The following is a 24,906-nucleotide window of genomic DNA, read 5'->3' as shown; positions in this document are numbered from 1 at the left end:
GGCGTCAGCGATCCGCCCGGTCGGCGGGGTCGAAGGCCGGCATGGTCGCGTGGCCTGGCGCGGTGACCCCTTCCCCCCGCAGCCAGACGCCGAGGCTGCGGAGCGCCAGTGCGAGGTCGGTGCGGAGGCGGAGCGGCGCCGCGGCATAGGCGGCGTCCAGCTCCAGCCGCCTCTCCCACGGCACCGCATTGCGCCCGGCTGCGACACCGGGCCCCAGCAGCCCTGGCCGGACGCGCAGCCGGAGCGCCTGTCGGGGCGTATAGAGCGGCAGGTAGTCCAGCGGCAGCGGCCGGGGGCCGACCAGGCTCATCTCGCCGCGCAGCACGTTCAGCAACTGCGGCAACTCGTCGAGGCCGGAGGCGCGCAGCGCACGGCCGAAGCCATCCAGCCGATCCGCATCGCTGCCCGGCCCCTCCGTCATCGACCGGAATTTCTTCAGATTGAAGGCCGCGCCGTGTCGGCCGGCACGGGCTTGGGTGAAGAAGACCGGCGCGCCGAGCCGCCATCGCACCGCCAGCGCCACCGCGGCGAAGAGGGGCGAGAGCAGCACCAGCAAGGTCGCGGCCCCGAGCAGGTCGATCGCCCGCTTGCCGAAGCGCTCATGCATGGGCGGCCTCCAGCGGCCGGGCGGAAAGGCCGAGGCTGAGCGCGAGGCCGAGGGCAAACCAGGCCATGCGGTTGCCGAGGTCGGTCGAGACCATGATGGTCATGGCCACCGGCAGCACCATCGCCGCCATCCGCGCCAGCCGCGCGGGGGCAAGGGTCGGCGCCAGGCGCAGCATGGCCAGGGCCGCGCCGCCGAAGGTGCCGAGCCAGAGCAGCAGGCCGGGCAGCCCGCCCTCCGCCAGCGCTTCCAGCGCGTGGTTGTGGGGGTAGAGGCCGCGCCTCTCCCCATGCCCGGCCGCAATGGTGAAGCCGCCGGTGCCGAGGCCGAAGGGCGCGGCCTCCCCCGCCCAGTCCAGCGCCGCCGCCCAGAGGCCGCGCCGCGCATCGAAGCCGGCGGCGTCCCCGGTCAGGCGTTCCAGCGTGCGCAGCCCCTCCGCATGGCCGGGATGCAGGACCAGCCAGAGCAGGCCGGCCAGGCCGGCCGCCGCGACCGCCGCGGCCCAGGTGAGCGCCGCCCGGCGCGGCAGGCGCAGCGCGGGCGCCAGCGCCACGCCCAGCAGCAGCGCCACCAGCGCGGTGCGTCCGCCCGGCAGCAGCGCCGCCGCCGCCAGCGCCAGGATCAGCGCGGCCCAGGCGGCGCGGCCGGTCCAGGACGGCGCCTCCACCAGCTTCACCGCGGCCAGGGCGGCGGCGGTCGCCATGGCGAGGCCGGCCAGCTGGTATTGCAGGCGCTGGGCCTCGGCCTCCAGCAGCGCCGCCAGCGCCCAGCCGCCGACCACGCCCCAGGCGACGATGGCGGCCAGCAGCGCGCCGATGGCGATGGTGGTGGCCGACAGGGCCCGCCGCGCCGCGGGTTCCGCCCCCACCATCATGCCGGTCGCCAGCATCAGCGGCCCGGCCAGGATGACCTCCGGCAGCTTGGCGGCCAGCACCGTGGAGGACGGGCTCCAGGCCCCCGCCACCACCAGCCAGGCCCAGAACAGCCCGGCGGCGGCCAGCGGCGGCGCGATGGCCGGATCCAGGCGCCAGTGCCGGGACACCGCCAGCAGCGCGATCGCCGGCAGCAGCAGCGCCAGGCTGGCCAGCGTCAGGTCGATGGGCAGGCCGGCCAGGGGCGGCGCCGTCTTCAGCGCGCCCGCCATCTGCAGGGTCGCGGCGAGCCCCCCCGCCGCCAGGGCAACCGGTGCTGCGGCGGGCGGCGCCGTCACTCCGCCGGCTCCACCCGCAGCGGGCGCGCCATCACGCGCGGGGCGGCGGAGGCCTGGCGCAGCAGCACCCCCGCCCCCACCAGCCCCACCGCCGCCATCGGCGCCGCGACCAGCAGCAGCAGCAGCAGCAGCGGGCGGTTGGGGAGCGAGGGGCGGATCCCCACCATCGGCGCGGAGACGAGCCGTGCGGCCACCGCCTCATCCGCCGCCACCACCACGCCGGCCCGCTGGTTCAACGCCAGCAGCTCATACAGCGACTGGCGGATATAGAGGTCGGGCTCCCGCGCCAGGCGGGCTTCCAGCGCGGCCACGCGGCGGCGGGCCATCTCCTCCAGATCCGCCCGCACCTTGGCCTCGGCGAAGGCGTGCAGCCGGGCCAGCGCATCCAGCGCGAAGTCGCGGTCGCGATGCGGCAGCGCCAGGTTCCAGGTGACGGCGCCGAGCGTCTGGGTCAGCGCCAGGTTGCGCTCCAGCCAGTCCCGCGCATCGTCCATGTCGGCCTGGATGCGAAGGTCCAGCGCCTCCCGGATCGCGCCGCCGGGCCAGGCGGCGCGGCGCTCGGTGATCAGCGCCAGCAGCGGCGTGTCGCGCACCAGCATCGCCGCCGCCTCCGCCGATCGGAGGGCGCCGAGATAGATGGCGAAGTTCCCGGTGGGGCGCGTGTCCAGCAGGCCGGAGACGGTGGAGGCGGAGGAGAGGAGGGTGGAGGTGGCGATGCCGGTGGTCTCGGCGGGCGCGACCATGGCCTCCGCCACATATTGCCGCGGCCACTGGATGATGGTGGTGCCGCCGGCGCCGAGGATGAGCGCGGCGATGAGCAGGACGCGCCAGCGCAGGGCCCAGATGCGGGCGAGGAGGTGGTCAAGCGGCATGGGGGCAGCCTGCGCGGGCGAGGAAGCGCAGGGGGGCGCCGCCCCCCTGGACCCCCCGCCAGGGTCCAAGGCGACCCTGGACCGCCGGGCCTTGGCGTCCGGCCATCATGGGGCGTCTCCGGCGGGCAGGGTGACCTGGGTCAGGAGGCGGGACACGGGGGCGGCGGCGGTCACCACCAGCACCGGCACCGGGCGCAGCGCGCCATAGGCGGGGCTCTCCCACCCCTCGGCCAGGTGCAGCGCCAGGGGCGCATCGGCGGAGGCGGCGATCCGTGCGGGCGCGCCCTCCACCCCATCCGCCGTCAGGTGCCAGTCGCCGGGCGGCAGGCGCCAATGCCAGGCGGCCTGCCGGAAGGGGCCGGCGACGCGATCCTCGATGGTCCAGGTGCGGCCCGTGGCCAGGACCCGCCTTTCGGTCCGGTTGCCGGCATGGTCGCGCATCCAGGCGCCATCGGGCAGGACGCCGAGGCGCGGCCAGCGTGCCAGCAGGAAACGGCCCGCCCGCGGCATCGGGTCCCGGCCATCGAAGACAGGGGCGTTGTGGGCGGCGGCGGCCCCGATCGCGTCCCACCAGCCCGGGGAAGGCGGGTTGTAGGAGCCCGTGCCGCCATCCCGCAGCACCACCACCGTGCCATCGCGGAGCGTGAGGTGCAGCAGGTCCGACTGCGCGGGGCGGAAGCGCAGCGGGCCCGTCCGCAGCAGCGCCGTGGCCCCCGCCGCCCAGCCCATCGTGCCCGTCGCCACCCAGCGTGCGGGTCGATCGAGCCGCGATGCGGGGCAGGGCAGGCCGAGCCAGGCGCAGCCCGGATCATCCGCCGACCCGGCGGTTGAGCCGGCGAAGAGCCGCGCCGCGCGCTCCACGCTGCCGCGGGCGTCACCCGGGCCGTGCAGGCCGAGATCGGCCAGTGCCGAGCCATCCTCCACCCCCAGCGCCGCGCCGCTGCCATCCGGCGCCGTCACCCGGTGCAGCCACGCCACCAGCGCCGCGGCGCGAGAGCCGAGCGGTTCGGGAAAGGCCGGCGCGGCGTGGCGGCGGCGCAGCCATTCGGCGAGGCAGAGCGTATCCAGCGCCAGCCGCGCATAGCCCGCCGAGACCTGCGCGAAGCCGCCATCGGGCGCCACCAGCCGCGCCACCGCGCGGGCCAGGTGCCGGGCCGCCCGCGCCGCGCCGCGCCCATCCCCCAGCAGCAGGGCGCAGGCGAAGGCGCCGGCGGGTTCCGAGATCGCGTGGTTGTTGTCCTGCGCCGCGGCATAGGCGGGTGTCGCGGCGATGCGCCGGGAGAGCAGGCCGAGCAACGCCCGCGCGCCCGCTGGCGGGCCGCGATCCGCATCGAGCAGTGCGAGCGCGAGGGCCAGTGTGAGCGCCCTGAGCGCCGCTTCCTGCCCGCAGGCCCAGGCGGGGCCGCGAAAGGCGGGGTTGGCGGCGGACCAGTCGCGCAGCAGCGCCTCGGCGCGCGCGAGGTGCGGGCCGGCGGGGTCCAGCCGCGCTGCCTGGACCAGCAGCAGCACATCCCCGAAGCGGTGCCGTTCCCAGACCGGCCGGACATCGCCCGCCCGGAACAGGTCCAGGCCAAGCGCGGGCGCCGCGGCGTCGAAAGGGCCATGCCAGTCCGGCCGGGCGGGCAGCGCGCCCGCCGCTTCCAGCAGGCGGCCCGCGCTGCCCGGCGGAAGGGGCGGGGCAGGCGGCGCGATGCCCGGCAGGAAGGCACCTGCCGGCGGCGCCGCATCGCGCAGCCGCCGGGCCGGCAGCCCCGCCGCCAGGGCCAGGCGATGCGCGATGAACAGCGACACCGGCCTTGGCCCGAGCCGCCAGGCCGCGTCCAGGCGCAGCGCCGCGCGGCGGCCGGGGCTGGGGGGCGTCGGGATGACACGCAACCCGGGATGCGAGGGGGCTTGGTTCGGCATGAGCGTAATGTTTATGCTACACAGGGTCGTAAATCATGCCATCGCAATTCACTCTGAAGTTGAGACTGCTCTCGGCGGCCCTGGCGGGGGCGATGGCCTTCCTGCCGCCTGCGCAGGGCCAGCCGGCGGGCCCGCCGGCCATCTCCGCCTCGCCGGGTTCGGCGACCGGGCCGGCGGTGGGGTCGGCCCTGTCGCCCCCCGCCCTGCCCTCCCTGCTGCCAGGCGGGCTGCCCCTGCCGAGCCTGCCCCCGGGCGCGCAGCAGGAGATCATGCAGCGCATCCTGGACGCCGCCGGCGGCCGCACGCCCCCGGGCCCGCTGCCCGCGCCGGCCGCGCCGACGCCCGCCTCGCCCTTCCCGGCCATGCAGGCCGCGCCGCCGGTCGCGGCCCTGGCGTCGCCGGAGGAGCCCTTCTCCCATACGGAAATCTTCTTCGCGGAGCGGCTCGGCCTGGCGCTGCGGCAGTTCGGCTATGACAGCTTCCGCAGCGGCCCCGGCGGCGCCGGCGTGCTGGGCGCACTGCCCGACGACTACATCATCGGGCGCGACGATGAGCTGGTGCTGGCCCTGCGCGGCCGTACCCGGTCCACGCTGAACCTCCGCGTGCTGCGCGACGGCACGCTGGTGACGCCCGACCTGCCGCCCATCCCCGCCGCCGGCCGCACGCTCCGCGACCTTCGCGCGGACCTCGAGGCGCGGATCGCGCGCGACATGCCGGGGACGGACGCCTACCTCGCCATCGGCCAGGTCCGGCAGATCGCGATCTTCGTGGGGGGCGAGGTGCAGCGGCCGGGGATGCAGGCGCTGACGGCGCTGTCCTCCGTGCTCGATGCCCTCCAGCAGGCCGGCGGCGTGCGCAAGACGGGCTCGCTGCGGGGCATCCGGGTGGAAGGCCCGCGCGGCAGCCGGGTGGTGGACCTCTACGCCGTCATCGCGGGGGAACGCGGCAGCGTGGACCTCTCGCTGCGGGAGGGGGAGCGGATCGTGGTGCCGCCGCTGGGCGGCGTCGTGGCGCTGGCCGGGGAGGTGACGCGGCCCGGCATCTACGAATTGCCGGCCGGCAGCACCGGCGTGCCGCTTGCCACCGCGCTGCGCCTGGCCGGCGACCCGCTGCGCCCCGCGGGCAACCGATTCCTGGCGCAAGGGACCGATGGCGGTGGGCGGCGGAGCTTCACCGAACTCCGTCCCCAGGACCTGGTCCGGCGGGGCGACAGCGTGCTGGTGCAGCCTGGCGCCGACGTCATCGCCAACCAGCTGCGCCTCGCGGGCCACGTCACCGCCCCGGTGACGCGGGCGATCGGGCGCGGCGGCGCCTCCCTCACCGGGCTGCTCTCCGATTCCCGGCTGGTGCGGCCCGATCCCTATCCGCGGCTGGCGGTCATCCTGCGGCTGGATGCGCAGACGCGGGTGCGCCAGTTCGTGCCCTTCGACCTCTCCCGCGCCCTGCAGGGCCAGGGGAACCTGCCGCTGGCCGAGGGCGACGAGGTGATCGTGCTGGGCAACAGCGACATCGCCTGGATGGCGAGCCCGCCCGTGCAGCGCGCCCTGCGGGGGGAGGCGCCGGCTGACGACAGCTGCCCCGCCCTGACCCAGCTCGCCATCGCCGCCCGCAGCGCGCCGGCGCGCTTCGCCCATGCCCGGGGCGCCGGCTTCCCCGATATCGGCGCGCCGGGCTGCCCGCCGGTGTTCCGGGACTATCCGCCGCTGCTGTCCTTCCTGCTCGACACCGCCGTGCTGCTGGCCGGCGAGGTGCGGCAGCCCGGCCTCTTCCCGATCCAGGACAATACCGGGCTGGATGCGCTGCTGGCCGCGGCCGGCGGCGTGACGGATGGCGCGGACCTCTCCGCCATCGAACTCGCCCGCGAACCCACGGAGCAGTCCGGCACCATCCCGCTGTCGCGCACCCTGCTCGACCTCCGCAGCCGGAACTTCCGCGCCGTGCGGCTCTCACCCCGCGACGTCATCCGCGTGCCGCGCGGCTTCACGGACCGGGAGACGGGGCCGGTGACGCTCGCGGGCGAAGCGGTGCGGCCCGGCGTCTATGACATCCGCCGCGGCGAGCGCCTGTCCGAACTGCTCGCCCGCGCCGGTGGGCTGACGGGGCAGGCCTATGCCTACGGCACCGTCTTCACGCGGGACAGCGTGCGGCTGCGCCAGCAGGAAGGCTTCGCCCGCACGGCGCGGGACCTCGAGACCTCGCTCATCCAGGTCGCCGCCGGGCAGGCGGTAGCGGGGGGACGGGGACAGAATGTCGATGTCGGCAACGCCATCAGCGCGGGGCGCGAACTCGCCAACGCGCTCCGCCAGGCGCAGGCCGCCGGGCGCATGGTGGTGGAAGCCAACCCGGTGCTGCTGGCGGCGCGACCGGAACTCGATGTGCTGCTGGAACCCGGCGACCTGATCGTCATCCCGAAGCGGCCCAACGAGGTCACGGTGGTCGGCGCCGTCCTGAACCCCGGCAGCCTGCAATTCCAGTCCGGCTGGCGCGCCGGCGACTACCTGCGCGCCGCCGGTGGGCCGCAACGCTTCGCCGATACCTCCCGCGCCTTCGTCGTGCTGCCCAACGGGCAGTCCGCCCCCGCGGGCCTGTCCGGCTGGCAGGCCGGCGGGCCGCCCGTGCCGCCCGGTAGCCTGGTCGTCGTGCCCCAGGACCCCTCCCCCTTCGAGACCTGGGGCTTCATCCGCGACCTGACCCAGGTGCTGAGCCAGGTCACCATCTCCTCCGCCGCGCTGGCCGTGATCGCGCGAGAGATGCGCTGAGGGCGTGGCGCGGGTGGCTGACAGGGGGGCTTTGCCCCCCTGCACCCCCCACCAGGAGGCAGGGGCCTCCTGGACCACCGGGCTTTTAACGCCGGAAGGGAGGGGGGCACTTCGGCCCCCCTCCCTTCCGGCGTTGACAATTCCTGGCGGGGTCCGGGGGGCGCCACGCCCCCCGGCCGGGGGTCCAGGGGGCAGAGCCCCCTGGCTGCTCGCCCTCGCGGCGCTCCTCATCGCCCCCGCGCCGAGCCGCGCCGCCGACGAGGTGCCGGGGACCGGGTCGAACTATGGCGGGGTGGGGTTGCTGGAGATGCGCAATGCGCGGTTCCGGCCGGATGGGGTGTTGGAGGCGGGGACGGCGGTCCGGCATCAGCGGCGCTTTCATTTCCTCTCCTTCCAGGCCTTGCCGTGGCTGGAGGCGACGTTCCGGCTGACGGAGCGGCTGGATGGCACGACGGGCGCGGGGATGACGAATGACCGCGCCTTCGACCTGAAGATGCGGATCTGGGAGGAGACGGACTGGACGCCCGCCATCGCGGTCGGGCTGCAGGATTTCATCGGCACGGGGCTCTATTCCGGCGAGTATGTCGTGGCGTCGAAGCGTTTCGGGCCGCTGGATGCGACGCTGGGCCTGGGCTGGGGGCGGCTCGGTACCGCGGCGGATGGGCAGAACCCGCTGGCGGCCCTGTCGCCGCGCTTCGAGGTGCGGCCGCGCGATGTGGACCAGGGCGGGTCCATCAACACCTTCCAGTTCTTCCGAGGGGAGAGTGCGGCGCTGTTCGGCGGGCTCGAGTATTCCCTGCCCCCGGTCTGGACCCCCTGGGGGGAGGTCGAGGGGTTGCGCGCCAAGGTGGAGTTGTCCGGCGATGCGCTGCGGGACGAGCGCGGCGGCTGGCCGTCCCGGACCACGGGGTTGCGGGGGGAGGCCGGATCCCGCGTGAATTACGGCCTGCAATGGTCGAATGGCTGGCTGGATGCGGGGGTGCAGTTCGTGCATGGCACGGATCTGCTGCTGCGGGTCTCCGCGCGGCTGGATCCGGATCGGGTGCCGGAGGTGGAGCGCCCGCCGCCGCCGGCGATGACGGCGCGGCCGGCCGAGGCGCCGCCGGACGCCGAGGCGGCGGTAGCGGCGGCGCTGCGCGCCATCGGCTTCCGCCCCGTGCGCATCCGGATCGAGGGCGAAGTCGCGCGCATTGCCGTCGCAGGCGGCCGGCAGCGGACGCTGGCGCGCGCGGCCGGGCGGATGCTGCGGGCGGTGCAGCCGCATCTGCCGCCGGGGGTGGAGCGCATCGTCTTCTCCTGGCGCCAGGCGGGGGTGGAGGTGGCGCGGCTCACGCTGCCGCGCGGCGCGATGGAGGCGGCGGCACGCGGCGATGGCAGCGCGGAGGAGGTGTTCTATGCCAGCCGGCTGGAGGCGGCGGGGGGTGACGCCTTCGGGCTGATCGATGGTGGGCGCGGCTTCTCCTGGGGGTTGGAGCCGCGCTTCTCGACCCTGTTCGGCGATCCGTCACGCACGCTCCGCTGGCAGGCGCAGGCGGTGCTGGGCGCGCGGCTGGAGGTCGGGCATGGCGTCGCCGTCGCCGGGAGCGTCGCGCGGACGCTGGCGGGCAACCTGGCCGGCGCGCCGCCCTCCGACAGCCGCCTGCCCCGCGTCCGCAGCGAGGCGGCGCGCTATGCGCGGGAGGGGGAGACGGCGATCCCGGCCCTCTATGGGGAGCGCATCTGGGGCCTGGGCCCTGATCTCTTTGCGCGCGTCACCGGCGGCTATCTGGAGCCGATGTTCGCGGGTGTGTCGGCGGAGATGCTGTGGCGGCCGCAGGGCCAGGCCTGGGGTGTAGGCGTGGATGTCGCGCAGGTGGCGCAGCGGGACTACGACCAGCGCTTCGGCCTGCAGGGCTACAACGTCACGACGGGGCATGTGTCCGTCTATGCCGACCTGCCCTGGCACGGGATGTATGGCGTGGCGCGGGCCGGGCGCTACCTGGCGGGGGATTGGGGCGGCACGATCGAGATCGGGCGCCGCTTCCGCAGCGGCATCGAGGTCGGCGGCTTCGCCACCCTGACCGACGTGCCCTTCAAGACCTTCGGCGAGGGCAGCTTCGACCGGGGGATCTATGTGCGCGTGCCGCTCGATCTGTTCGGGATCGAGACGCGGAGCGTGGCGCCGCTGACCATCCGCGGCGTGACGCGCGATGGCGGCGCCAGGCTCGCGGTGGACAACCCGCTCTGGGAGGTGACGCGGGAGGGCAGGGCGCGGGCCTTCGAGGAGGGGTTCGGGGGGTTCATGCGCTGAAGCCGCCGCCCAGTCCGATCAGGCCGCGCGCAGCTTCTCGACCAGGCTGCCGACCTCGGCGCGCAGCAACTCGCCCTGGCTCGCCACGGAATCCGATCCGGCGCGCAGGTGGCGCAGCGCGTCGGAGGTTTCGGCGATGCCGGCATTCACGCGCTCGACCTGGGAGGAGACCTCGCTGGTGCCGGACGCCGCCTCCGTGACGTTGCGGGCGATCTCCCGCGTCGCGGCGCCCTGTTCCTCCACGGCGGTGGCGATGGCGGCGGCGATCTCGCTGGATCGCTCGACGGTCGCGCCGATGCCGCGGATGGCCTCCACCGCCTGGCTTGTCGCGCCCTGCATGGCGGCGATCTGGGCGCTGATCTCCTCCGTCGCCTTCGCGGTCTGGGCGGCCAGCGTCTTCACCTCGCTCGCCACCACCGCGAAGCCCTTGCCGGCCTCGCCCGCGCGGGCGGCCTCGATGGTGGCGTTCAGGGCGAGGAGGTTGGTCTGCCCGGCGATGTCGCCGATCAGGCGAACCACCTCGCCAATCCGGCTCGCGGCCTCGGCCAGGGATTGCACGGTCGCGTCGGTGGCGCGCGTCTCCTCCGACGCGCGGCGCGCGATCGCGGCGGCTTCGGCGACCTGGCGCGTGATCTCGGCGCCGGTCGCGGCCATCTCCTCGGTGGAGGCCGCCACGGTCTGGACGTTGGCGCTGGCCTGGGTCGCGCCGGCGGCGGCGGCCATGGCCTGGTGGGCGGTGCGTTCGGCGCCGCCGGTCAGGGTGCCGACCGTGGCCTGCAGCTCCGTCGCCGCGCTCGACAGCGTGGCGGTGACGCTGCCGACGGTGCGGTCCAGCTGGTCGGCCATGGCGTGCTGGGCGGCGCGCCGATCCTGTTCCGTGCGCAGGCGCTGTGCCTCGGCCTCCGCCTCCAGCGCGCGGGCACGGGCGGTGTTGTCCTTCAGCACCGCGACGGCCTTGGCCAGGGCGCCAGCCTCGTCGCGCCGGCCCTCGCCCTCGATGGCCACGGAAAGGTCGCCGCCGGCGATCCGCGTCACCTGATCCGCGAGGCGGGTCAGGGGGCGGGCGACGGTGCGGGCCAGGCTGAAGGCGCAGACGAGGGCGAGGAGCGCGGCCGCCCCGGTGCCGAGGCCGAGCATCAGCCGTGCCTCCGTGAAGGCAGCCATCTGCGCGTCGGTGCGCTGCGCCAGCAGCTGCCGCTCCATGGCGGCGATCTCGGCGGCCTTGGCGCGCACCGCATCCATGGCGGCCTTGCCGGCGCCCTGTTCCTCCATCCGTCGCGCCTCGGCGCGGGAAGCCTCGTCGCCGCGCGCCATCAGCGCGACCTGGCGGCCGGCATGCCCCTCGGTCCAGCCGCGGGCGGCACGGTCGAGATCCGCCAGCCGTGCCTGCTGCGTGGGGTTGTCGGCCGTCAGGCGCCGGATCTCCGCCATGGCCTCCGTATAGGCGGCCTGGCCGGCCCGGTAGGGGTCGAGGAAGGCGGGATCGCCGTTGAGCAGGTGGCCGCGCACGCCGGTCTCCTGGTCCACCATCGCCGCGACGATCCGGTCGGTGCGTTCGAGGACGAGGCGCGTATGCGCGTTCCAGCGCGCGGCGCTTTCCAGCGCGTCGAGGCGAAGCCAGGTGAGGCCGCCGGCGGTCGCAGATGCCAGGATGACCACCGCAAAGGCGGCGGCGAGCTTGCGGGCGATCGACAGGTCGAGCAGGCGTTGCAGCATGGGTGGGTGAATCCGATCTGGAAATGCAGGCGCCCCTTGTCGCGCAGCCAGCGACGAGGGGGGGGGCATACCCATCCGGCGGCCCCACCCAGGCTGCCGGATACCCATTAACTGAACGTGACCGGCGATGCTGTCGGGGCCGTTACATTCTGCTCAGGTGACCCCGGCACCAACGCCTTGCGATGGCGCGCGGCGGAGCGGGATGCTGATCCGGCAGCGCAACCCCGTGGCCGTCCAGTCGAGGCTGTAGTCGCCGGCCAGCTGGTGGCGGATGGTGGCGTCGATCATGCGGGACCCGAAGCCGCGCGCTCCCTGCGGCCTGCCGGCCGGCGGCGTGGCGGGCGGGCCCTCATGCTCTGTCCAGCGGAGATGCAGCAGGCCCGTGCCGTCCACGGTCCAGGCAACCTCCACCCGCCCCGGCGGCACGGACAGGGCGCCATGCTTGGCGGCATTGGTCGCGAGCTCATGCATCACCATCGCGACCGGCGTCGCGACATCCCCGGGCAGGGCGACGGGATCGCCTGACAGCAGGATGCGCGCTGCCGCCTCGTCCTCCGCCAGGCCCACCGCGCCGAAGGGCCGCAGCCCATCCGCCAGCAGGTCGCGCAGGTCCACCGCAGCCCACCCCTCCGCGGCCAGCCGCGTATGCGCCCGCGCCAGGGCGGCGATGCGGCTGTTGACCTCCTTCGCATAGGCCGCCGGGTCGTCGGCGCGGGTCAGGGCGACGATGGATTGCGCGACGGCGAGGGCGTTCTTCGCGCGGTGGTCGATCTCCCGCAGCAGGATGCGGCGCTGCGCCTCCGCGGCCTTGCGGTCGCTGATGTCGCGGGACACGCCGCTGATGCGGATCGGCGCGCCGGTGGCGGGATCGCTCTCCACGACGCCGCCATAGGATTCCACCCAGATCCAGCCCGCGCCATCCGGCGTGGCGGCGCGGTATTCTGTGCGGTGCCGCGTGGCGCGGCCTGCCAGGAGGGCGTCGAAGGAAGCGCGGACCTGGGCGGCATCCTCGGGATGCACGATCTCCCGCAGGAAATGCTCCAGCGGGTAGCCTTCCAGCGGCAGGCCCGGCCGCGGCTTGATGACATGCCCCGCGCGGCTCGCGAGGCCGGTGCGCGTATCGACCTCCCATCGCCCGAAGCCCGCCGCTTCCAGCGCGAGCCGCAAGCGAGCGGCGCTTTCCTCCGCCTCCGCCTGTCGCCGGTGGCTTTCCGCCGCGGAATCGGCCAGCGCCTGTCCTGCCTGGTCCACTTCCCGGAGCCCGGTCGTCCGGAAGGGTTCGGGCTCGCCCTGGCCGAGACGCTGCGCGGCCGCGGCCAGCCGCGCCATGGGGCTGGCGATGCGCCGCGCGAAGAGGAGGGCGAGGCCTGCCGAGAGGCCGAGCAGCGCCGCGACCAGCGCGCCAAGCCCGGCCAGGGACTGGCGCAGCGGTGCGGTGGCCAGCCGGGCCGGAACCGCCACCATCACCGTCCAGCCGGAGAGCGCGGAGCGCACATGCGCCACCAGCTGGCGATCCTCCCCCTGCCAGGGCAGGACCATCCAGCGCAGCCCCTCCGCCGGATCGGCGCGCCACCAGGCGTCGCCTTGCAGGCGCTGGCCGAGCGCCGGGTCCGGCGCGCCCAGGTCGGCCAGCACCACGCCGTTGCGGTCCAGCACCGTCGTGCTCCAGCCCGGGGTCACGCCGCCGTCGCGGATGGCCTGGCGAACGCGCGCGGGCGGCACGCCGAAATTCAGGAAATGGCTGACGGCGCCGTCCCGCCACAGCGGGGTGTTGACGACGAAAAGGGGCGTTCCCGTCGTCGCGCCCGCGATCAGGTCGGAGATGTCAGGCTGGCCGGTTTCCGCGACGCGGCGGTCGGAGGCGAAGTCCTGGATGCGGGGCAGCGCCGCGCCGCGCGGCAGGCGGGTATTCACCAGCTGCTGGCCGCCGCGGTCGCGCATGGCCACGTTCACGCCGAGCCTTTCCCGCACCTGGCGCGCCTCCGCATCGAAGGCATCGAGGTCGCCGGCGCGGAGCGCGGGGGAGAGGGACAGGATCTCGACGCTGGCGACCAGGCCCGCGAGGTCGAGGTCGAGCGCGCGCGACGTCGCTGTGGCCGCGCGCAGCGCGGCCTGGCCCAGCCGGTCGCGTTCCGCGGCGACGTAGAGCCCGGCCAGCGCGGCCGCGAGCACGAGCACCGGGACCACGATGGCGAGGCAGAGGACGGCGAGATGGCGGGCGATGCCCGGGCCGTCAGGTGGTGCGGAATGAGCGTTCAAGGGGGCGGCCGGTGCGTTGCTGGCTGGGGTTCCGATGCGACGTCCCCCCTCTCGGCCCCGGCAGCCACGCCGTCGGTGGTGGCAGCAGGAAGATCACGGGAGCTGCCCACACCTGACCATAATCGGAAGGCTGCGGTGGGTCTGTAGCGTCCGCGTCGCATCATGCGCGCTGCGTGGCGCTTCACGTCACGCCGCACGGGTTTGTGATCGACAGTGCTGGCGTGCGGCGCCGGGCAGGTCAGGGGGCGGCGGCCAACTCCTCGGGCGTGCTCGCGATCCCCTTCCGGCGCAACGAGGCCGAGATGCGGGGATCGGCGCTCCAGACGCAGAGCGGGATCGCGAGCACCATGCCGGCGGTGAAGGGCAGCGCGACCAGCAGGGCGGGCAGCGAGACGGCGGCGAAGCAGGCCGTCAGTGCGAGGCCGACCAGCGTGTGCCGCCACAACAGGCGCGTGGCATCGCCCCAGCCGATGCCGCGGTCTGCGCGGTTCTGTGGCGCCCATCCCGTGCGCGCGCCGAAGGGCAAGGTCAGCAGGAACATCGCCTTGTTCAGCGTGGACAGCGGTTCGAACAGCTGCATGAAGACGAATTCCGCGACGGCGCCGCGCGCGAAGGAACAGCGCCCGCCATAGGTCGCGGCGACCTCGCGCTGGATCAGCGCCTGCGCATAGCCCGACAGCTTGGGCGAGAAGTAGCAGAGCGCATGGGCAAAGACCGCCAGCGCCAGCGCGCCCATCGGCGTGCCCGTGCCGCCGCCGGTGATCGCGTTGCCCGCCGCCAGCAGCAGGATCGCGGCGTAGAGCGGCGCGCCCAGGAACAGCAGGATGGCCTGCACCAGCTGCAAGCGGCCAAGCGCCGTCATGCCCGGCAGGTCGAACAGGCGGAAATACTGCATGTTGCCCGCGCCCCAGCGTTCGTCGCGGCGCATGAATTCCGGCATGGCGGGCGGGTTGGCCTCCATGCTGCCATCCTCGGCGGGCAGGCAGCGCACGGCCCAGCCCGCGGCCTGCAGGCGCACGCTTTCCACCATGTCGTGGCTCAGGATGCGGCTGCCATCCGGCAGCGGTTCCAGCTTCGCATGCGCGCGGAACGGCGCGACGCGGATGATGGCGTTGTGGCCCCAATAGGGCCCGGAATCGAGCTGCCACCACGCCTGCCCCGTCGCCCAGCTCCGCATGCCGGCCCGCATGCCGAACTGGAACAGCCGCGGGAAGGCGGCGGTGGCGGGGCGGCCCACGATCAGCTGCTGCACGATGGCGAGCCTCGGCTCGGCCTCCATGATCGAAACCAGGCGCAGCACGGCGGCGGGCGTCATCACGCTGTCGGCGTCCAGCGTGATGAAGAAGGCCTCGTCCGTCACGTGATGGTCGAGGAAATCCATGACGTTGCCGGCCTTGTAGCCGGCGTTGTCGGCGCGGCGGCGGTAGTGGACGCGGCCGGGATGGGCGGCCGCGAAGGCCGCGATGGCGGCTTCCTCGGCGGCCGCGATCGCGGGGTCCTGCGTGTCGGAGAGCAGCCAGAGGCGGAAGCGTTCGGCGGCGCCATTCTCCGCGAGGCCGTCCAGCAGCGTGCCGAGCGTCGGCAGCACGGCCTCCATCGCCTCGTTCCGGATGCAGACCGCGATGGCGGTGACGGAATCGGGCAGTCCAGGCCTGGCGCGCGCCAGCGCGGGCAGCACCGCGGCCGGCGGGTTCCGCGTGCCGAGCAGGAGGGCGAGGCCCACGATCGAATTGGCGGCGGAGAGCGCCGTCCAGGGCGTGGTCAGCGCGACCGCCAGGAGGATCAGCGCCTCCCACCCGTTCACCGGCGTCAGCGCCCGCCAGGTCAGCCAGAACAGGAAGGCGGCGATCAGGAACACCAGCGCGCCGAAGGCGGCGCGGCGGAGCAGGGGGTTCTCGTCGGTCACGCGCCATCCATCATGCGGGATGATGGCGCCCTTACGGCATGAGGGGGATGCCCGCCAGCGCGGCGGCGAAGGCGCCGAGGCTCAGCGCCAGCCAGGCCAGCGCGGCCAGCACCACCCCCGCCACGCCGGGGGAGGCCAGCAGGGCGAAGGCCGGCACCGCCTGCATGGCGTGGGTGCCCAGGAAATGCGCGATGCGGAGGTCGCCGCCATCGCGGGACCAGTAGAAGGGCGGCCAGGCGCCGGTGACGCTGCCCGCGACCAGGGGCGAGCCCTGGCCGCCGATGGCGAAGCCGGTGACGCCGCCCATCACGCCGGCCGTGACGAGCCCGAGCCCGACCGCCAGCCGCCAGGGCCGCGGCTGCGCCGCGTCGCCACGCGCCAGCACCAGGAGCCCCAGCACCGCCGCCAGCAGCACCAGCCCCAGCGCCGCCGCGCCCATGACGCCGAACATGAAGGCGCCCAGCGCATCCGTGGCGAAATGGCTGGGCAGGCCGAGCGCGGCGCGGAGCGTGATCCAGCCCTGCTCGAACAGCGCCGCCGCCACCGTGCCCCACAGCACGACCCGCGCGATCCAGCCATCCCGCGCCACCGGCGCCAGCACCCCCCAGGCCCAGGCCAGCGTCCAGCACCAGACGGCCAGCGACGCCGCGAATTTTGCCGGCTTGGTCCAGACGGAGACGCCATGGATCGTCCGCCCGTCCAGCAGCATCGCCGCCAGGCAGAAGGCCAGCACCGCCGCCATCGCGAAGCCCAGCCGAGCCAGCGTGGGCTGGCGGCGGTCCAGCTCCCGCAGGATCGCGATCATGCCGCCCTCCCGCGCGCCGCGCGGAGGCCGAGGAACAGCAGCAGCCCGACCGGCCCCACCAGGAAGGTCGGCGGCAGGCAGAGGCGGACCAGCCAGGGGTTCATCCCCTCCTGCGCCCCGCGCCGGCAGATCCAGGCGCCGATGAAAAGGTCGAAGGCGAGGTAGTGCACCCAGCCCGCCAGCAGCACGCCCGGCGTGCTGAACAGCGATGCCACGCCGGCGAGGGAGGAGAACCCGCCCTCCGCCCCCGGGGCGTAGGTGGCCAGCAGCACCAGGTAGAGCACCGCCAGCAGCGCCGGCACGGCGAGCCCCGCGAACCACCAGGTGACGGCGCGGGATCGCGGCGCCGCCAGCAGGCCGATCCAGCCTGCCACGGCGATCAGGTTCACCGCCGAGAAAAAGGTTTCCACGGGTCAGGGGCTCCGACTGTCCAATGGTCAGTTTGATCGCCCAGGCGACTGACCATTGTCAAGTTTGATCTCGCGCGGCAGGATCGCGGCCATGACCGTCACCCCCAAGCCCCGCGGCCGGCACCATCACGGCGATCTGCGCCGCGCCCTGCTGGATGCCGTGGCGGAAATCGTGCTGGAGGCGGGGCCGGAGGCGGTGAGCCTGCGCGAATGCGCCCGCCGCGCCGGCGTTTCGCACTCCGCCGCCGCGCCGCATTTCGGCGACAAGCGGGGCCTGCTGACGGCCTTCGCGGTGGAGAAGTCGGAACGCCTGGCGCGCGCGATGGAGGCGGCGGTGGCGGCCCTGCCGGCCAGCGCCGATGCCCGTGCGCGGCTGGCGGCGACGGGCCGCGGCTACCTGGCCTTCGCGCGGGAGAACCCCGCACATTTCCGCCTGATGTTCCGGACCGACCTGATCGACACGGCGGACGAGGCATGGCGCGCGGCCGCGCGGGGCGCCTGGGCGCCGCTCGCCACCGCCATGGCCGCTGTCGCGCCGGGGTTGGAGGGACGGGCGCTGCGGGCCCGCCTGGCACTCGCCTGGTCCGCCGTCCATGGCTTCGGCACGCTGCGGCTGGAAGTGCCCGGCGCCGACCTCTGGGCGGGCGAGGAGCGCGCGGCGGAGGTGGCGGATGACATGCTGGCGCTGGTCGTGGAGGCCTGCGCGGCGCCGGTTTGAGGCGCCTCAGAACCCCGTCAGCAGCAGGTCCAGCGCGCGGGTGATGTCATCGCGGTGGGGGGCGAGGTTCCCGACGGGCCGGCCGAGGTCGCGGCGGGGCACGGCGGCCATCAACTGCGTTGCCATGAGCAGCCGCTGCCCCTCGACCTCGAAGGCGGGGTGCAGGTCCGTGATCCGCGCCGGCACCCCATCCGGCGGCAGGAGTGGCACGACGACCCGGGTGCGGAGGTGATCCAGGAAATCAGCCTGCACATCGAGCAGCCAGGCCGCCGACCCCTTCGGCCGATAGAGGTCGAAGCGCGCCACGCCTCAGAACATCCGGTATTTCGCGAGTGGCAGCCCGTTCCGCTCCGTCCACTCGTTCCAGGAATCCATCGCCGCGCGGTTCTCTTCCTGCCAGCGGCGCGTCTTCTCGGCCCGGACTGCGTCCTCCACCGCCTGCGCGGCGATGAGGTCGGGGTCGAGCCCGAGGGCGCGTGCCTCGTCGAAGGTCGTCGGGGCACCGGCGGGGAAAAGGTCCGGCCGGAGACGCTGGCGCGGCACGCCCGTCGCGGCCTCCACCGCCGCCACGCGCTCCGCCGGTACCTTCCCGCTACGCTGCCAGCGCAGCACGGAAGGATGGGAGAGGCCGAGGCGCTCGGCCAGCCGCATGACGCCGCCGGCGGCCGCGATCGCTTCCGTGATGGGGGACGGCGTTGCTTCCATCGCCAATCCGTAGCCGAAGGCTACGGATCGCGCTAACGAAAAACTACGCCGCCATCCGCCGCACCCAGGCGCCGTAGAGCCGCGGCCCCACCAGCGCCGCCACCGCCACCAGCAGGATCGCCAGGCTGATCGGCCGCGTCACGAAGACGGACCAGTCGCCCTGGCTGATCGTCATGGCCTGGCGCAGCGCCTGCTCCGCCATCGGCCCCAGGATCATGCCGATGACCACCGGCGCCACCGGGAAGTCGAAGCGCCGCATGAACATCGCGATGATGCCGATGCCGTACAGCAGGAACAGATCCACGACGGAGTTGCTGATGCCGTAGGTGCCGATGGTCGCGAAGACCAGGATGCCGGCATAGAGCTGCGGCTGCGGGATCGTCAGGATCCGCGCCCAGAGCCCGACCAGCGGCAGGTTCAGCACCACCAGCATGACATTGGCGATGAAGAGGCTGGCGATCAGCGTCCAGACCAGTTCTGCCTGGGAGGTGAACAGCAGCGGCCCCGGCTGGATGCCATAGGATTGGAAGGCGGAGAGCATGATCGCGGCCGTGGCGCTGGTCGGCAGCCCCAGCGTCAGCATCGGCACCAGGATGCCCGCCGCCGCGGCGTTGTTCGCGGCCTCCGGCCCGGCCACGCCCTCGATCGCGCCGGTGGTGCCGAATTCCTTCTGGTGCTCCGGCTTCGTGAGCTTCCGTTCCATGTAGTAGCTCAGCATGGTCGGCATCTCGGTGCCGCCCGCCGGCATGACGCCGAAGGGGAAGCCGATGCCGGCACCGCGCACCCAGGGCCAGAAGCTGCGCTTCCAGTCGGTCTTCGACATCATGATGCTGCCGACCGGCAGCACCTCCTGCTTCCCCTCCACGTAGCGCCACGCCAGGTACAGCGTCTCCCCGACCGCGAAGAGCGCGACGGCGACGAGCACGACGTTCACGCCATCCAGCAATTCGGGGATGCCGAAGGTCAGCCGCGGCTGGCCGGTCTGCAGGTCGATGCCGACCAGGCCCAGCAGCAGCCCGAAGAAGAGGCTGGTGAGCCCCCGCAGCGCGGAGCCGCCGAGCACCGCGGAGACGGTGACGAAGCAGAGCACCATCAGGCAGAAATACTCGGCCGGGCCGAGCTTGAGCGCGAGTTCGACGACGACGGGGCCCAGGAAGGCGATGCCGATGGTCCCCACCGTGCCGGCCACGAAGCTGCCGATGGCGGCCGTCGCCAGCGCCGGCCCCGCGCGCCCGTTCTTCGCCATCTTCGCCCCTTCGAGGGAGGTGATGATGGACCCCGATTCGCCCGGCGTGTTCAGCAGGATGGAGGTGGTGGAGCCGCCATACATGGCGCCGTAGAAGACGCCGCAGAACAGGATGAAGGCGCCCGTCGCCGGCACGCTGAAGGTGATGGGCAGCAGCAGCGCGATGGTCAGCGCGGGGCCGATGCCCGGCAGCACGCCGATCGCGGTGCCGAGGAAGCAGCCGAGCAGCGCCCAGCCGAGATTGGTGAGCGTCAGCGCATGGCCGAAGCCCATGGCCAGGCCGGAGAGCGTCTCCATCAGCCGGGATCCCCGAAGACCAGCGCCTCGATCACCCCGGCGCCGATGTTGACGCCGAGCGCCTTGACGAAGAGCGCATAGGCGCCGAGCGAGACGATGAAGGCGATGACGACGTTGCGCGCATGGGCGGTACTGCCGAAGGCCGCGGCAACCAGCGTGAACTGCACCGTCGCCGCGACGGTGAATCCGAAGGGCACGATCAGCGCGATGTTCGCCAGCAGCCCCGCCAGCAGCAGCGACAGCGCCCGCCAGTTGGTGCGGGGCGCGCCCTGCATGTCCTCCAGGTCATGCGACCAGCCGCCGCGCAGCGCCGCGGCGACCAGCCCGATGCCGAGCGCGATGAGGCCCGCCGCGATGAGGTAGGGGATCGCCTTGGGACCCACCTGGGCGTAGAGCGGCGTGGTCGGGATGACCGCGGCCTGCCAGGCGGCGACGAGGCCGAGGACCAGCACGAAGACCGCCGCCCCCAGGTCCGAACGTTGGGTATCACGCATCCGGCCCAGGGCCTCCGCTTGCCATCAGTCGCCATGCCGCGGCGGCGGCACGGCCCTATCCGTTGTCAGGTCACCAGGCCGATGTCGCGCAGCACCTGTTCGGTATCCGCCTGGTCGCGCGCCAGGAATCGTTCGAAATCGGCGCCGGAGAGGTAGGCCTCGTCCCAGCCCTGGCGCGCCACGATCTCCTTCCACTGCGGGGTTGCGACCAGCGCGCCGATGTAGTCGGACAGCGCCTGGCGCTGCGTGGCGTTGATCCCCGGCGCGCCGAAGACGCCGCGCCAATTGCCGATGACGATGTCGATGCCGCTTTCCTTGAGCGTCGGCACGCCGTCCAGGCTCCGCGTCTCGCCGGTCGTGGCCAGCGCGCGCATGCGGCCCGCCTTGATCTGCTCCGCGAACTCGGACACGCCGGAGATGCCGGCGCGGACCTGCGCGCCGAGGATCGCCGCCTGGGCCGGGCCGCCGCCGGCGAAGGCGACGTAGCTGGCTTCCCGCGCATTCTTGCCGAGCGACTTCAGCAGCAGGCCGAGCGTGATGTGATCGATGCCGCCTGCGCTGCCGCCGCCGACCGACACCGCGCCGGGGTTCGCCCGCAGCGCCGCCATGAAGCCCGCGAGGTCCCGCAGGTCGCTGCTGGCGGGCACCACGATCACGCCGGGCTCCGTCGTCATGCGCGCGATCGGCGTGACGTCCTTCAGGCCGACCGGCGTGCGGTTGGTCAGCACGGCGCCGACCATGACGGCGCCCGCCACCATGATGGCATCGCCGCGGCCACGCCGCTGGCCAACGAAGCGGGGCAGACCCACCGTGCCGCCGGCGCCGCCGACATTGTCGAACTGGAAGGAATTGACCAGGCCCGCGCTACGGGACGCCTGCTCGATCGCACGGCCCAGGCCGTCCCAGCCGCCACCGGGGCCGGCGGGGACGAAGACGTAGAGGCTGTTGAAGCGCTGCTGGGCGCGGGCCGCGCCGGGCAGGAGGGTGGCCATCGGCAGGCCAGCGGTGGCGGCGATCAGGCTGCGGCGGGTGGTCATGTTTCCTCCAGGAATGGCGCTTTCCCATCCACCTTAGAAGGCTGTCGTCCGCGCCGGAAGGTGGCACCGTGGCCGGGCGCCGACGCGCCTCCGCGCAACCGGAGGGGTTGCCGTGCGTCCTGTTTCCGTGTCACCGCCGGGAGGAACCGAACGCCATGCCCGCATCCCAACCGGATGGCGCGGAGCCCGCGCTCCATCGCAGCATCGGGCCCGTCCAGCTCTTCGCCTATACGCTGGGCGGCATGCTGGGGGCGGGCATCTATGGCCTGGTCGGGCGGGCGGCCGGCGAACTCGGCTCCGCCGTCTGGCTCGGCTTCATCGTCGCCATGGTGGCGGCGCTGCTGACGGGGCTTTCCTACGCCTCCCTCGGCAGCCGCCATCCGCGGGCGGGGGGTGCGGCCTATGTCACCCAGCGCGCCTTCGCCCGGCCGCTGCTGACCTGGGTGGTGGGCCTCGCGGTCATGGCCTCCGGCCTCACCTCCGTCGCCACCCAGTCCCGCGTGGTGGCGGAGAACCTGCTGCGGCTGCTGGGGGCGGAGGCGGTGGCGCCGCTGATCCTGGCGCTGGGCTTCCTGCTGCTGATCGCGGGCGTCGTGCTGCGCGGCATCCAGGAAAGCATGTGGATGAACCTGGTCTGCACGGCGGTGGAGGCGGCGGGCCTGCTGCTCGTGATCGCCGTCGGCGCACCCTATTGGGGCAGCGCCGATCTGTTCGAGACGCCGAGCCCCGATGGCATCGGCCTCTCCTTCCTCATGACCGGCGCCATCCTGACCTTCTTCGCCTTCATCGGCTTCGAGGACACGCTGAACGTGGCGGAGGAGGCGAAGGACCCGCGCCGGACACTGCCGATCGGCATCATCGCCGCCATGCTGGCGGCAACCGCCCTCTACATCGCCGTCGCCATCACCGCCGTCTCCGTCGTGCCCTGGCGGGAACTGGCGGCGGCGCCGGGCCCGCTGGCGGAGGTGATGGCCCGCGCCGCGCCCTGGTTCCCGGGCTGGGGCTATGTCGCCATCACCATCTTCGCGGTCTCCAACACCGCGCTGCTGAACTACGTCACGGCGTCGCGCCTGCTGCTCGGCATGGCGCGGCAGGGGCTGATGCCGGCGGCCTGCGCGCGCATCCACCCCACGCGCCGCACGCCGCACATCGCGACGCTGGCGCTGCTGCCCATCCTGGTGGCGCTGGTGCTGGCCGGCAATATCGGCCAGCTCGCCGCCGCCACCGTGCTGCTGCTGCTGGCGGTCTTCACCGTGGTGAACCTGGCGCTCCTCACGCTGCAGCGGCGGGACGGCCCGGTGCCGGGCGGGTTCGAGGTGCCGCAATTCGTCCCCGCGCTCGGCGCGCTGGTCTGCGGGTCCCTGCTGGTGAACCGGCTGATGACCGGCGATTGGCGCGCCCCTGCTTTGGCCGGCGGGCTCCTGGTGCTGATCCTGCTGGCCTATGCGATCTGGCGGCCGAAGGCGCAGGACCTGGAAGGCCCGGAGCCCGCCGACAACACGGCGAGGGTTGGTTAACGGCCTGGAAAGAAACGCTTGCTTGCGTATGGCGTGGCGCATGAGCATTGTCGGGCGGACCAGCGGGAGCCCGGCCACACATGCGACCCATCCGAGCCATCAGGCGAGCTTGCGCCCTGGCGGTGATCGGCCTTGCCATCGCGGGCGGCGCGATGGCCCAGCAGCAGCCCGCCCAGCAGGCGCCGAACCGGGAGATCACGCTGCAGAACGAGACCGACCTCGTCCTGCAGAATTTCTACCTCTTCGCGCCCAACAGCCAGGATCGCGGGCAGGACCGGCTGGGGCGGGACACGGTGCCGCAGGGCGCGACCTTCCGGCTGCGCCTGGGCCGCATCCAGAACTGCACCTGGGACACCGTCGCGATCTTCCAGGACGGGTCGGAGGATGTGCGCCGCCGGGTCGATATCTGCCGCACCCAGCGCCTGATCTATGGCGACCCCGCGCTGCCGACGCTGGAGGCGGAGATCGCCAACCGCAGCGACACGGTGCTGCGCGAACTCTACGCGGCGCCCGCCCGGCCCGAACCGCGCGCGGAGGATGCCTGGGGCCCGGATCGCCTCGGCGCCGGCGTGATCGACGCCAATGCGACCTTCCGGCTGCGCATGCGCACGCGGGACTGCGCCTTCGATCTCCGCGCCGTCTATGCCGATGACCGGGAGGAGGTGAAGCAGGGCCTCGACCTCTGCGCCAACCGGACCGTCGCCTTCGACCGCAGCGGCATCCCGCGCCCGCCGACGCAATCGGTCGCGCTGGTCAACCGGCACCTCGCCACCGTGCAGGAAGTCTATGTCTCCCCCAGCAGCGACAGCGACTGGGGTCCGGACCGGCTGGGCGCCGCCACCCTGCCGCAGGGGCAGGAGACGGTGGTGCAGATGGAGGGCGGCTGCGAGGCCGACATCCGCATTGTCTTCCCCAATGGCGGGGCGGAGGAAGCGCGGGAGGTCAATATCTGCGAACAGCCGCGCATCGTGCTTGCCCCCGGCTGGGTGGTGCAGCGGATCGAGGAGACGCCGGCGCCGGCCACGACGCCGACACCCTCCCCGGGCAGCTTCCGTCTCCGCAATGCCGGGCCCCTGCCGGTGGTGGAGGTCTATGCCGGCGCGCCGGGCGCGCCGCGCGGGACGGATCGCCTCGGCGCCGATGTGGTGCCGGTCGGCGATGCGGTGGACCTGCCGGGGCTGGAGGGCGGCGTCTGCACCGGCGACCTGGTGGTGGTGTTCCGCGATGGGCGGGAAGTGTCGCGACCCGGCATCGATCTCTGCCGCGGCGAGGAGATCGAGGTGCGATGATGCCTGCCTGGACCCGGCGCCTGATCGGCGCCGCCACCCTGTCGCTGGCCGCGATCCCGCCGCTGGCGGCACAACCCGCCGCGGTGCTGCCGGATGCGCAGCGCGGCGCCTGGTTCGCCGGTGACTGCGCCGACCCCCGCGGGATGCTGCTGGTCACGGCCCGCAGCGTCGCGCGGGTGGAGGCCGAGGCGCCTGCCCGCCTGTTCCGCCTGGCGGCGACGCGCGCCACGGAAAGCTGGACCATCGGCACCGCCACCGGCGCCGAGGCGCCGCGCATCCTGCTGCGCAATGCCGGTGATTCGCTGGAGACGGCCGAGCCCGACGCCAAGCTGCGCGACGACCGGCTGCCGGGCGAGACCCCCGTCGCCGCCTGGCGCCGCTGCCCGGCGCCGCCCCCCGTGCTGGCCGCGCTGCATGGCGAAGGCGCTGCCTTCCTCTCCATCATCGAGAACCTCGAAGCCGGCTGCGCCAGCGGAACCCCCGGCGTCTGCGCCCAGGCGATCGTCGCCCAGGCCGATGTCAGCGGCGACGGGCTGCTGACCACGGCGGAGATCGCGCGGCTCGCCCGTGGCGCCGCCTGGCTGGGCGCGGTGCAGGAAGGCGGCACGCAGGACGTCATCGCCGCCGCGGTCGGGGCCGGCGCCGTCGCCGGCATCCTGGCCGGGCGCGCCCTGCTGGAAAGCCTGGACTATGACGGGGATGGAAGGCTCTCCGCCGCGGAGCTGGCGCAGGACCGCGCCGGCTTCGCCACCGCGACGGGCACGGCGGAGGGCCGGCCCTTGCGGGTGGAAGGCCTGACCGAGGGCGCCGGCATGCTGCGCGGCCTCTTCGAGGGGCTGATGAACCTGCGCTGAGCCTGCCTGGATC

Annotated in this window: 20 protein-coding genes; 6 read left to right on the top strand and 14 right to left on the bottom strand. The window is 73.9% G+C overall.

Annotated elements, in window-relative coordinates; genetic code table 11:
• Positions 1-4: 4 nt before the first annotated feature.
• From G3576_RS24395 to G3576_RS24380, 4 genes are all read right to left on the bottom strand, one after another.
• On the bottom strand, positions 5-607 hold the full coding sequence (locus G3576_RS24395) for a sugar transferase (protein WP_164697084.1): 603 nt from the start codon (positions 605-607) through the stop codon (positions 5-7).
• A complete protein-coding gene (locus tag G3576_RS24390; RefSeq protein ID WP_328729731.1) occupies positions 600-1,814 on the bottom strand; it encodes an O-antigen ligase family protein in 1,215 nt (404 codons plus the stop codon). The genes G3576_RS24395 and G3576_RS24390 overlap by 8 nt, the downstream gene beginning before the upstream one ends.
• Positions 1,811-2,686, bottom strand: coding sequence for a hypothetical protein (locus G3576_RS24385; RefSeq protein ID WP_164697083.1), 876 nt, complete (start codon positions 2,684-2,686; stop codon positions 1,811-1,813). The genes G3576_RS24390 and G3576_RS24385 overlap by 4 nt, the downstream gene beginning before the upstream one ends.
• A 105-nt stretch (positions 2,687-2,791) precedes the next feature.
• Positions 2,792-4,591 carry a heparinase II/III domain-containing protein gene (locus G3576_RS24380; protein ID WP_164697082.1) on the bottom strand — a complete coding sequence of 600 codons (1,800 nt, stop codon included), beginning with the start codon at positions 4,589-4,591 and terminating at the stop codon, positions 2,792-2,794.
• A gap of 35 nt (positions 4,592-4,626) precedes the next feature.
• Here G3576_RS24380 and G3576_RS24375 point away from each other — a divergent pair, with 35 nt between their 5' ends.
• A complete protein-coding gene (locus G3576_RS24375) occupies positions 4,627-7,350 on the top strand; it encodes a polysaccharide biosynthesis/export family protein (RefSeq protein ID WP_235952414.1) in 2,724 nt (907 codons plus the stop codon).
• Positions 7,351-7,555: 205 nt separating this feature from the next.
• Positions 7,556-9,640 carry a YjbH domain-containing protein gene (locus tag G3576_RS24370; protein ID WP_164697171.1) on the top strand — a complete coding sequence of 695 codons (2,085 nt, stop codon included), beginning with the start codon at positions 7,556-7,558 and terminating at the stop codon, positions 9,638-9,640.
• A gap of 18 nt (positions 9,641-9,658) precedes the next feature.
• Here G3576_RS24370 and G3576_RS24365 read toward each other — a convergent pair whose 3' ends face one another.
• From G3576_RS24365 to G3576_RS24345, 5 genes are all read right to left on the bottom strand, one after another.
• Complete coding sequence (locus G3576_RS24365; RefSeq protein ID WP_164697081.1) at positions 9,659-11,356, bottom strand: methyl-accepting chemotaxis protein; 1,698 nt, start codon at positions 11,354-11,356, stop codon at positions 9,659-9,661.
• 153 nt (positions 11,357-11,509) lie between these two features.
• The gene (locus G3576_RS24360; RefSeq protein WP_164697080.1) at positions 11,510-13,615 is read right to left on the bottom strand and encodes an HWE histidine kinase domain-containing protein; all 2,106 of its coding nucleotides are present in this window, start codon (positions 13,613-13,615) and stop codon (positions 11,510-11,512) included.
• Positions 13,616-13,853: 238 nt separating this feature from the next.
• A complete protein-coding gene (gene mdoH, locus G3576_RS24355; RefSeq protein ID WP_164697079.1) occupies positions 13,854-15,521 on the bottom strand; it encodes a glucans biosynthesis glucosyltransferase MdoH in 1,668 nt (555 codons plus the stop codon).
• 31 nt (positions 15,522-15,552) lie between these two features.
• Positions 15,553-16,326: a hypothetical protein gene (locus tag G3576_RS24350; protein WP_164697078.1), complete on the bottom strand. Its 774-nt coding sequence runs from the start codon at positions 16,324-16,326 to the stop codon at positions 15,553-15,555.
• Entirely contained in the window at positions 16,323-16,736 is a 414-nt protein-coding gene (locus tag G3576_RS24345; protein ID WP_164697077.1) for an ABA4-like family protein, read from the bottom strand. Before G3576_RS24345 ends, G3576_RS24350 begins: the two co-directional genes overlap by 4 nt.
• A gap of 91 nt (positions 16,737-16,827) precedes the next feature.
• Here G3576_RS24345 and G3576_RS24340 point away from each other — a divergent pair, with 91 nt between their 5' ends.
• Positions 16,828-17,454, top strand: coding sequence for a TetR/AcrR family transcriptional regulator (locus tag G3576_RS24340; protein WP_164697076.1), 627 nt, complete (start codon positions 16,828-16,830; stop codon positions 17,452-17,454).
• Between the two features lie 6 nt (positions 17,455-17,460).
• Here G3576_RS24340 and G3576_RS24335 read toward each other — a convergent pair whose 3' ends face one another.
• The 5 genes from G3576_RS24335 to G3576_RS24315 form a co-directional block, all read right to left on the bottom strand.
• Positions 17,461-17,760 (bottom strand): CcdB family protein, encoded by a 300-nt coding sequence (locus G3576_RS24335; protein ID WP_164697075.1) that lies wholly within the window; start codon positions 17,758-17,760, stop codon positions 17,461-17,463.
• A 3-nt stretch (positions 17,761-17,763) separates the two neighbouring features.
• A complete protein-coding gene (locus G3576_RS31335) occupies positions 17,764-18,159 on the bottom strand; it encodes a type II toxin-antitoxin system CcdA family antitoxin (RefSeq protein WP_207623021.1) in 396 nt (131 codons plus the stop codon).
• A gap of 43 nt (positions 18,160-18,202) precedes the next feature.
• On the bottom strand, positions 18,203-19,702 hold the full coding sequence (locus G3576_RS24325) for a tripartite tricarboxylate transporter permease (RefSeq protein WP_164697074.1): 1,500 nt from the start codon (positions 19,700-19,702) through the stop codon (positions 18,203-18,205).
• Positions 19,702-20,196 (bottom strand): tripartite tricarboxylate transporter TctB family protein, encoded by a 495-nt coding sequence (locus G3576_RS24320; RefSeq protein ID WP_164697073.1) that lies wholly within the window; start codon positions 20,194-20,196, stop codon positions 19,702-19,704. Before G3576_RS24320 ends, G3576_RS24325 begins: the two co-directional genes overlap by 1 nt.
• Positions 20,197-20,261: 65 nt before the next feature.
• The gene (locus tag G3576_RS24315; protein WP_164697072.1) at positions 20,262-21,233 is read right to left on the bottom strand and encodes a Bug family tripartite tricarboxylate transporter substrate binding protein; all 972 of its coding nucleotides are present in this window, start codon (positions 21,231-21,233) and stop codon (positions 20,262-20,264) included.
• 155 nt (positions 21,234-21,388) lie between these two features.
• Between G3576_RS24315 and G3576_RS24310 the strand changes: the two genes are divergently transcribed.
• The 3 genes from G3576_RS24310 to G3576_RS24300 all read left to right on the top strand — a co-directional run bounded on the left by G3576_RS24310 (position 21,389) and on the right by G3576_RS24300 (position 24,893).
• Complete coding sequence (locus G3576_RS24310; RefSeq protein WP_164697071.1) at positions 21,389-22,750, top strand: APC family permease; 1,362 nt, start codon at positions 21,389-21,391, stop codon at positions 22,748-22,750.
• Between the two features lie 80 nt (positions 22,751-22,830).
• Positions 22,831-24,039 (top strand): hypothetical protein, encoded by a 1,209-nt coding sequence (locus G3576_RS24305; RefSeq protein ID WP_164697070.1) that lies wholly within the window; start codon positions 22,831-22,833, stop codon positions 24,037-24,039.
• Positions 24,036-24,893 (top strand): hypothetical protein, encoded by an 858-nt coding sequence (locus G3576_RS24300; protein ID WP_164697069.1) that lies wholly within the window; start codon positions 24,036-24,038, stop codon positions 24,891-24,893. Before G3576_RS24305 ends, G3576_RS24300 begins: the two co-directional genes overlap by 4 nt.
• Positions 24,894-24,906: the final 13 nt, after the last annotated feature.

The sequence above is a fragment of the Falsiroseomonas algicola genome, assembly GCF_011040385.1.
GTDB classification, from domain to species: Bacteria; Pseudomonadota; Alphaproteobacteria; order Acetobacterales; family Acetobacteraceae; genus Falsiroseomonas; species Falsiroseomonas algicola.
The sequence above is the reverse complement of the archived record's forward strand: the minus strand, read 5'-3'. Positions and strand labels throughout refer to the sequence as shown.